Origin of the sequence: Nostocoides australiense Ben110 (genome assembly GCF_001050535.1) — a bacterium.
Taxonomy (GTDB): Bacteria; Actinomycetota; Actinomycetes; order Actinomycetales; family Dermatophilaceae; genus Nostocoides_A; species Nostocoides_A australiense.
The window spans coordinates 3359850-3361960 of the sequence record NZ_HG764815.1 but is presented as its reverse complement, the minus strand read 5'-3'; the positions used below and the strand labels follow the sequence as shown (position 1 = coordinate 3361960).

Sequence of the window (2111 nt, the reverse complement as noted above, 5' to 3'; positions counted from 1 at the left end):
CCCTCGCCCAAGCAGCTGGCCCGCGCCCTGCGGGGGCGGGAGAAGACCGATGCCGAGGCGGCCGCGCCCGATGCGCCCACCGGGCCGGTCATCCGCAAGGCCAAGAGCCGCGACCTCGCCGCCGTCGTCGCGCTGCGCGCGCTGATGTATGCCGCCATGGGCGCCAGTCCCGAACGGGTCTCGGACGCGGCGTGGCAGGCCAACGCGCTGCGCTGGCTGCAGGTCAACCTCGGCAACCGTGATGTCCACGTCGCCGTGGCCGACGTCAACGGGTCGACCGTGGCGACGGCAATGGGCGAGGTGGTCGAGCGGGCGCCGTCCCCGGACAACCCCACGGGACGAGTCGGGCTGCTCCTGAACGTCGCGACCTTCCCGCAATACCGCATGACCGGCCTGGGACAGGCCTGCGTCGATGCGGTGATGGAGTGGTTCCGCGAGAGCACCGATGTCACATCGGTCGAGGTGTTCGCCACGACCGGCGGGCGCCGGCGGTATGAGGCGCACGGGTTCGCCGAACACGCCCTGCCCAGCCTGCGGCTGGCGATCGACCGCACCCCGGTGCCCGCCGACGCGGACTGAACCGCGCGGCATACCGAAACGCGCGGACTCAGGCCTGTTCGTCGTCGTCGAGGCGGATCGAACTCGTCTGCTGGACCTGGATGAGGAACTCGTAGTTGCTCTTGGTCTTCTTGAGCCGGTCCAGGAGCAGTTCGATGCCCTGCTGCGGGTCGAGGGCGGAGAGCACCCGGCGCAGCTTCCACATGATCTTCAACTCCTCCGGCGCGAGGAGGATCTCCTCGCGGCGCGTGCCGGAGTTGTTGACGTCGACCGCAGGGAAGATGCGGCGGTTGGCCAGCTGCCGGTCGAGCTTGAGCTCCATATTGCCGGTGCCCTTGAACTCTTCGAAGATGACCTCGTCCATCTTGGACCCGGTCTCGACGAGCGCCGTCGCGAGGATCGTCAGCGAGCCACCGTTCTCGATATTGCGGGCGGCGCCGAAGAAGCGCTTGGGCGGATAGAGCGCGGCGGAGTCGACACCACCGGAGAGGATCCGGCCGCTCGCCGGGGCGGCGAGGTTGTAGGCCCGGCCGAGACGGGTGATGGAGTCGAGGAGCACGACGACGTCGTGGCCCATCTCGACCAGTCGCTTGGCCCGTTCGATCGCCAGCTCGGCGACGGTGGTGTGGTCGTCGGCCGGACGGTCGAAGGTGGAGGCGATGACCTCACCCTTGACGGCCCGCTGCATGTCGGTGACCTCTTCCGGGCGCTCGTCGACGAGCACGACCATCAGGTGGGTCTCGGGGTTGTTGGTGGTGATCGCGTTGGCGATGGCCTGCAGGATGAGCGTCTTGCCGGCCTTGGCCGGGGCGACGAGCAGACCGCGTTGGCCCTTGCCGATCGGGGCGACCAGGTCGATGACGCGCGTGGTCAGGATGCCCGGCTCGGTTTCCAACCGCAGGCGCTCCTGCGGGTAGAGCGGGACCAGCTTGCCGAACTCCGGGCGCAGCTTGGCCTGCTCGGTGGTCATGCCGTTGACGGTGTCGAGGCGCACGAGCGGGTTGTACTTCTGGCGCTGGTTGCGGCCGGCCTGGACGGTCTGGCCGCCCTCCTCGCCGTCGCGCGGAGTCTTCACCGCGCCGGTGACGGCGTCGCCCTTGCGCAGGCCGTGACGCTTGACCATGCCGAGCGGAACGTAGACGTCGTTGGGCCCGGGCAGGTAGCCGCTGGTCCGCACGAACGCGTAGTTGTCGAGGATGTCGAGGATGCCGGCGACCGGGACGATGTTGTCGTCCTCGGAGAGCTGCGGCTCGCCGTCGAAGTCGGTGCCCTCGGGGCGGTTGCCTCGGCGCTTGTCGCGGTTGCGGCCCCGGTTGCGGCCGCGACGACGACTGCCCTGGCCGTCTTCGTCGTCGTAACGGTTCTGCTGGCCGCCCTGGTTCTGACGGTTGTCGTTGTCGCGGTTGCCGTTGTCGCGGCTGCCGTCCCGGTTGTCGCGCTGCTGGCCATCGCGGCCCTGGCTGTCACGGTCGCGGTCGTCGCGGCCCTGGCTGTCGCGGTCGCGGCCGTCGCGCTGCTGGGCCTCGCGCGCCTGGCGGTTCTGCCGGTCCCCG

2 protein-coding genes are annotated in these 2111 nt (G+C 69.9%); one reads left to right on the top strand and one right to left on the bottom strand.

All coding sequences use genetic code 11. The features are described 5' to 3' along the window. Positions 1-579, top strand: a 579-nt coding sequence (locus tag BN11_RS24105) for a GNAT family N-acetyltransferase (RefSeq protein WP_048699414.1), incomplete at its 5' end; no start/stop codon positions are given. Between the two features lie 28 nt (positions 580-607). Here BN11_RS24105 and rho read toward each other — a convergent pair. Beyond that, positions 608-2111: transcription termination factor Rho (rho, locus tag BN11_RS16300; RefSeq protein WP_083433818.1), on the bottom strand; the 1504-nt coding region annotated here is incomplete at its 5' end.